Source organism: Flavobacterium cupreum (assembly GCF_003996965.1).
Classification (GTDB): domain Bacteria; phylum Bacteroidota; class Bacteroidia; order Flavobacteriales; family Flavobacteriaceae; genus Flavobacterium; species Flavobacterium cupreum.
This window is the reverse complement of sequence record NZ_QWDM01000098.1, coordinates 1-399: the sequence shown is the minus strand read 5'-3', so window position 1 is coordinate 399 and position 399 is coordinate 1. Positions and strand designations below refer to the sequence as shown.

Genomic DNA, 399 nt, shown 5'->3' with positions numbered 1-399 from the left:
ACATTCAACCTCAAGTCGCGCGACGACATCCCAAAGATTTTGAGGGGACTGCAGTTTTTGTACATGGATGCGCCGCTGCGAAAAAATATTTTCGCGCTGCTCGAAAAACGGTTCGCGCCAAAGGTGAACAAGGGCAATGGTCGCCCCGGGATGCCGTTGTGGTCGGCCTTCGTGCTCGGCACGGTGAGGCTCGACCTGAACATCGATTACGACCGTCTTCTGGAATTAACCAACGAACACAAGACACTGCGCGCGGTGCTCGGACACGGCGAATACGACAGTTCGCTTTATCATTTCCAAACGCTCAAGGACAACGTCAGCCGGCTCACGCCGGAGCTGCTCGACGAGGTCAACCAGTTGGTCGTGGACGCCGGCCACGCCCTGGTAAAAAAAAAGGAC

1 pseudogene is annotated in these 399 nt (G+C 55.6%); it reads left to right on the top strand.

The features are described from left to right. Window positions 1-399 (top strand): annotated as a pseudogene (locus tag D0817_RS25810) (ISNCY family transposase); the annotation flags it as partial.